6 protein-coding genes and 1 pseudogene are annotated in these 6,152 nt (G+C 40.4%); 6 read left to right on the forward strand and 1 reads right to left on the reverse strand.

The genetic code is table 11. The features are described from left to right. Window positions 1–42: 42 nt before the first annotated feature. From SAY88_RS14470 to SAY88_RS14495, 6 genes and pseudogenes are all read left to right on the forward strand, one after another. The gene (locus SAY88_RS14470; RefSeq protein WP_332632512.1) at window positions 43–558 is read left to right on the forward strand and encodes a tripartite tricarboxylate transporter TctB family protein; all 516 of its coding nucleotides are present in this window, start codon (window positions 43–45) and stop codon (window positions 556–558) included. A 13-nt stretch (window positions 559–571) separates the two neighbouring features. After that, window positions 572–2,086, forward strand: coding sequence for a tripartite tricarboxylate transporter permease (locus SAY88_RS14475; RefSeq protein ID WP_332632513.1), 1,515 nt, complete (start codon window positions 572–574; stop codon window positions 2,084–2,086). Between the two features lie 421 nt (window positions 2,087–2,507). Continuing rightward, complete coding sequence (locus SAY88_RS14480) at window positions 2,508–3,773, forward strand: ammonium transporter (protein ID WP_332632514.1); 1,266 nt, start codon at window positions 2,508–2,510, stop codon at window positions 3,771–3,773. 3 nt (window positions 3,774–3,776) lie between these two features. Continuing rightward, entirely contained in the window at window positions 3,777–4,778 is a 1,002-nt protein-coding gene (locus tag SAY88_RS14485) for a DUF294 nucleotidyltransferase-like domain-containing protein (RefSeq protein WP_332632515.1), read from the forward strand. Between the two features lie 7 nt (window positions 4,779–4,785). Then, window positions 4,786–5,526, forward strand: a complete 741-nt coding sequence (locus tag SAY88_RS14490) for a 3'-5' exonuclease (protein ID WP_332632516.1) — start codon at window positions 4,786–4,788, stop codon at window positions 5,524–5,526. A gap of 27 nt (window positions 5,527–5,553) precedes the next feature. Next, a pseudogene (locus tag SAY88_RS14495) lies at window positions 5,554–5,826 on the forward strand (MerR family transcriptional regulator); the annotation flags it as partial. Here SAY88_RS14495 and SAY88_RS14500 read toward each other — a convergent pair. Then, a partial coding sequence (locus tag SAY88_RS14500; protein WP_332632517.1) for a hypothetical protein occupies window positions 5,788–6,152 on the reverse strand: 365 nt, incomplete at its 5' end. The pseudogene SAY88_RS14495 and the gene SAY88_RS14500 sit on opposite strands and share 39 nt — an antisense overlap.

Raw genomic sequence — 6,152 nt, forward strand, 5'->3', positions numbered from 1 at the left:
ACCACCCTCTTTTTTCAAGTAAGATTTAGGAGGTAGAATTGGATGTTAATAAAATGGAGAACGAATCAAAAGATTTCCATTATTTTATTTATATTTTCTATTAGTTATTTGATTATGGCCTTCCAAATTCCGAGTTTTTCAATACCGAGACCAGTCGATTCAGATCTGTTTCCTAAAGTACTTGGTTTTTTAATGACGTTCTTATCCATTCTATTATTTTTTGAAAAGGAAAAAGGAGAAGTGGAATCTGAATTGGATGTCGATAAACAACCTGAGCAAGAAACGAAAAATGACCCTAATGAAGAAGTTTCATTTTGGAAGAAACCACAAACACAAATTGTTGTGACTCTTTTAACCTTAATTGCCTATGTAGCTCTTTTTGAATCAGTTGGGTTTGTCTTAAGTACATTAGGACTTTTATTTTTCTTAACGCTTTATTACGGTTATCGACGTCATATAACGAATGCGATTGTATCAGTTGTGGTTAGTTTTGGATTTTATTTAATTATGACAAAAGGATTAGGTGTATATTTACCAGCCGGTTGGCTGCCGCTATAAGGAGGTGGATAGAATGGATTCAATTCAAAACTTACTTTATGGATTTGAAGTCGCCTTACAATGGGAGAATCTCATTTTTGTATTCATTGGCGTATTAGCCGGAACCATAATTGGAATGCTGCCTGGTTTAGGCCCAATTAGTGCTCTAGCATTAATGATTCCAATTACGTATGGGATGAACCCAGCAACGGGTCTTATTTTAATGGCTGGTGTTTATTATGGAGCGATATTTGGAGGATCAACTTCTTCCATTTTACTAAATGCCCCAGGTGTTGCCGGAACAGTTGCAACGTCATTTGATGGATATCCCCTTGCTAAAAAAGGAAAGGCAGGAAAGGCCCTAGCTTTGGCGGCATATGCCTCTTTTATAGGAGGAACAATCAGTGTCATTGGATTAATGCTTGTTGCACCGCTGCTATCAAAGGTTGCAGTAAGTTTTGGTCCAGCCGAATATTTTGCATTAATGGTACTGGGCTTGACGGCAGTTGTTAGTTTATCAGATAAATCATTAGTAAAAGGGCTTATTGCAGCAGTTTTTGGTGTAATGGTCTCTCTAGTAGGAATTGATTTACAAACGGGAACCCCTCGGTATACATTTGGAAATCTCAAGTTGTTAGAAGGGATCGACTTTTTAATTATTGCCCTGGGGATCTTCGCGCTGGCAGAAGTATTTGTCATGCTACTTAGAGGAAGTAAAATGGCAAAGCAAAATAAAATTGGCTCTTTAAAGCTTTCGAAGTCAGAGATAAAGGAAATTGCTGGACCTGTTGGGCGGAGCTCCGTCTTAGGTTTCTTTACAGGGGTGCTTCCTGGCGCCGGAGCAACCGTTGGATCTTTTCTTGGTTATAGCATGGAAAAAAGAATCGCTAAGGATGGGAAAACGTTTGGAAAAGGAAACATTAAAGGAGTAGCAGCACCTGAAGCTGCTAATAATGCAGCTTGTGGTGGTTCATTTGTGCCATTATTAACACTTGGTGTTCCTGGTTCGGGGACAACAGCCATTCTACTTGGTGCGCTATTAGTGATGGGAGTCACACCAGGACCGATGATGCTAGAGACGCGTCCTGATGTATTCTGGGGAGTTATTGCGAGCATGTATATCGGAAATATCTTTTTGCTTGTATTAAACCTTCCACTAATACCGTATATCTCTAAGATCCTTAGTGTACCAAGAGCTATGCTGCTTTCATTAATCATTGTGTTCTGTATGATTGGTGTTTATGGCTTGAAATTTAGCACCTTTGATTTAGGTATGGTTATTGCTTTTGGGGTAATTGGGTTTTTAATGAGGTTATACCATTTCCCTGCGGCACCTCTTATTCTAGCTCTTATTCTTGGAGCGATGATGGAAGAATCGATGAGGCGAGCTTTACAGATCTCAAATGGAAGCTGGACTGTCTTTATTGATAAGCCGATTTCATTCACTCTTCTGATCCTAGCTGGACTTTCAATATTCCTTCCAGTTATCATTGGCCTCATTAAACGTATGAAAAAAACAACGCCTAAGGATAATTCAGCAAATCTGTAAGGCGCTGGAGCTGCTGAGGTGGCATCAACAGCGACGGCTTTACAAATTGAGTCTACCACTGTAGCAACCTTGAATGGTACAAGGATTAACACTATTTCTCATTTTGTCGTTTTTAATAAAGTAGTTTACTGTAAAATAAACAATGACCAAAACTTCACAAGCTCATCTTCTCTCTTATCATGAAGAAGGTGAGCTATTTATATTTAAATAAGGATAGGAATAAAAGATAATGACGATATTGTTAAACCTCAACGGGTGCAATGAGTTAAGCTCTTTCATTGAGAAAGGCTGTTCAAAAAGGATGTAAGGATATCTGACAAGAGGGTAGATTCAGAATATTTCGCACGTATAATAAGAACTAACAACAGATGTTAGCTTCTCTGACGCTAACGTGTACACATTATAAAGGGGGCAGAAAGAAATGACTGAATTAGCACTTATGGATAATTTATGGGTAATGATTTGCGCAGTCTTAGTTCTTTTCATGCAAGGTGGATTTATACTTTTAGAGGCTGGTTCAACGCGTATGAAAAACGCAGGACACATTGCCGGAAAAACAATCTTCACAGTCGGGATTGCATCATTAGTTTACTGGGCTGTAGGTTGGGGATTTGCTTACGGTGAAGGAAATGCCTTTATCGGATTGTCAGATTTCTTCTTTGGAGATTTTGCAACAGCTGAGGAAGGGTTAGTTGGATCAGTTGATTTCTTCTTCCAGCTTATGTTCGCAGCAATCGCATTAACAATCGCTTTTGGTGGATTTGCAGAACGTGCTAAATTATCAGCATACATCGTTTTCGCAGTACTATTTTCAGCATTTGTATATCCAATCGTTGCACACTGGATTTGGGGTGACGGATGGTTAGCTGACTTAGGAAAGCAAGATTTCGCAGGTTCTACAGTAGTTCACTTAACAGGTGCCATGGCAGCACTTGCAGCTACAATACTATTAAAGCCACGTCTTGGTAAATATAACAAAGACGGTTCAGCAAATGATTTAGCTGGTCATAACCAAGTTTACACAGCTCTAGGGGTTCTAATTCTTTGGGTAGGTTGGTTCGGATTTAATGCAGGTAGTACATTAGAAGTAGCAGATGCATTCTTTGGTTATGTAGCACTTAACACACAATTAGCAGCAGCAGCTGGTGCAGTAGCAGCACTATTCATTGCATGGGCAATGACAGGGAAATCCGATGTGCCAACAATGTTAAACGGTGCATTAGCAGGTCTAGTAGCAATCACAGCATCTTGTGCATTCGTTGCTCCTTGGGCAGCAGTTGTTATCGGTATCGTTGGTGGTTTAATCGTATTCTTCTCTATGAAATTCTTTGATAAAGCGCGTATTGATGATCCAATCTTTGCATTATCTGTTCACGGTGTAGCTGGTGTTTGGGGAACTGTTTCAACTGGTTTCTTCGCAACTCCTGAGCTTGCAGCAATGAACGGTGGAACAGCTGGTTTATTCTACGGCGGTGGACTTAGTCAGCTTGGAGTTCAAGTATTAAGTGTTGTAGCGTGTGGTGCGTTCGCATTTATCGCTTCTTACGTACTACTATTAGTTACAAAAGCTGTATGTGGTGGCCTTCGTGTATCTGAGGAAGAGGAAATTGTTGGTCTTGACCTTAGTGAGCACGGTAGCTACGGTTATCCTGAAAGCATGCCTGGAAGCGAAAAGACAGGAGCTTAATGGATGGCAGGGGCAAAGAGTTATCCTACCTTTAATGATAAAGAATGGGACGCGGAGCTTCGCCTTTTATTCGAAGAACGCCTCAATACCATTCATAAACAGGAGCATACCTCGGCCTCTCTTCAAGAAAGTCATGAACAGATCATAAAAAAAGCGGTGTGTCTCGCTCTTAAAAAGACAGAAAGTGAGTGGGGCAAACCGCCCGCTCACTTTGCTTTCTTTTTAATGGGAAGCGGAGGCAGGCTTGAACAGTCATTTTGGAGTGATCAGGATCATGGACTTATATATGAAAGCAGCAATGAAGAGGATGCATCGTACTTCCTCCATCTTGGAAGAGACATTGTCTACGCTCTTGAAAAAGCAGGGTACGACCGCTGTGATGGAAATGTGATGGCATCAAGCCCAAAATGGTGTTGTTCCTATGAAACGTGGGAGGAGCAGCTTAAATATTGGTTAAGAGAAGATAGGTGGGAAACGCTCAGATATACGCTGACGTTTGTTGATGCTAGGTCTATCTATGGAAAACATGAACTAGTCGAGCGATTAAAGCAAGCGACCTTTCAATTTATTAAAACACAACCTAGAATGATAAAAAGATTAACCGATAATACAGGAAGGCTAAAAAAGGGGATTGGGCTATTTAATCAACTGCTTGTTGAAACAAAAGGTGTTCATAAAGGAAAGTTTGATTTTAAACAGATTGTTCTATTTCCGTATGTAAATGGTTTACGCTTACTAGCTATTGAGCAGCAAATTTTGTCAAGTTCGACGGTAGATAGGTTTCAACAATTACCGAATGAGCATGACAATGTCAAAAAGATGAAAGAATCTTTCGAAAGATTATTAGAACAACGTGTGAAATGGCAAAAAGGTATTGATCAATATGAGCATATTCATCATCTTACAATAGAAAACTTAAGCAAGGATGAGCAAAGGCAATTAAAAATTTGGGTAAGAGAAGGACATAGGCTGTATCAGACTATAGAAAGGCTGCTAAAAGGGTGAATAAACGATGATAAATAATATGGTGCAACTAGTTAAGCAGTTGTCGAATCGATTAAGTCCCAATGTCTATACATCACTTCAACAGCAGTCTGATGCTGCCAGGCTTTCTCATTTACGTCAAATTCAACGTCAGTTAAAGCAAGAAGACGTTCTTGATCGCCCGCTCACTGAGCTTACCTTTATTATTTTTGATTTAGAGACGAGTGGGTTTTATCCGGATAAAGGAGATAGCATTCTTTCAATTGGAGCTGTGAAGATGAAAGGGTGCGAGATATATGAGGAGGATACATTTTATTCTACTGTAAAATGCTCCACTTCACCGTCAAATGAAATTTTAGATCTAACAGGGTTAACAGCGGAAGAATTAACTGACTCTCCGCCACTAGTAGATGTGTTATCCGACTTTTATAAGTTTGTAGGACATTCAACACTAGTTGCCCATCATGCTTCTCATGAGAAAAAGTTTATGTCTCATGCAACATGGCAAACGTTACGAACAACGTTTCAACACCGAATCATTGACACATCCTTTCTAACGAAGATCGTCGTCCCAAAAAAGCTAGTAACGTTAGAAGAGTGTTGTGCTTATTATGAAATTCCAGTACAAAAGAGACATCATGCATTAGAGGATGCTCTCATTACGGCACAATTATGGCAAAAAAACATTCGGCTTGCGAAGGAGAATGGGTTTGAGACATTACGAGATGTCTACTCTTATTTAGCAAAAGGTCGAATGTCTCAATTATAGAATGGTAACGAAGGAGGAGGGGAGCGAGTGAAGTCAGATATTCCTAGACGTCAAGCATGTTTTCCCATCCGTGTAGTAATGGAGATGACGGACTTGTCTGCCCGACAAATTCGTTATTATGAAGAACAAGGGCTTATCAAACCATCAAGAAACGAAGGAAACCAAAGAATGTTTTCAGTAGAAGACATCGAACGTTTCCTCGAAATCAAATCACTCATTCAACAAGGAGTCAACATCGCAGGCGTAAAAGCCATCTTCGCATCAAGACAACAAAAAGAAGGAACTAATCAGAAACTTGATTAGCTCCTTCTTTTTGTTGTGAGGAGGACTATGATAAACTAGAAGTATTGAAAAAAGGGCGACCTTCCCTTTTTTCAATACTTCGAAGCGCTGAGCGGAGCCGCTGCAAGGTTTTAAAGCCTTACAAGTGGGTTTCTTGTAAGGCGCGCAGCGAGAGAAGCCAGCGCCCACGATGTCCGCACGATCAAGGAAAAGGGCGACCTTCCCTTTTTTCAATACTTCGAAGCGCTGAGCGGAGCCGCTGCAAGATTTTAAAGCCTTACAAGTGGGTTTCTTGTAAGGCGCGCAGCGAGAGAAGCCAGCGCCCACGATGTCCGCACGATCAA

Source organism: Halalkalibacter flavus (assembly GCF_036663575.1).
Taxonomy (GTDB): Bacteria; Bacillota; Bacilli; order Bacillales; family Bacillaceae_D; genus Halalkalibacter; species Halalkalibacter flavus.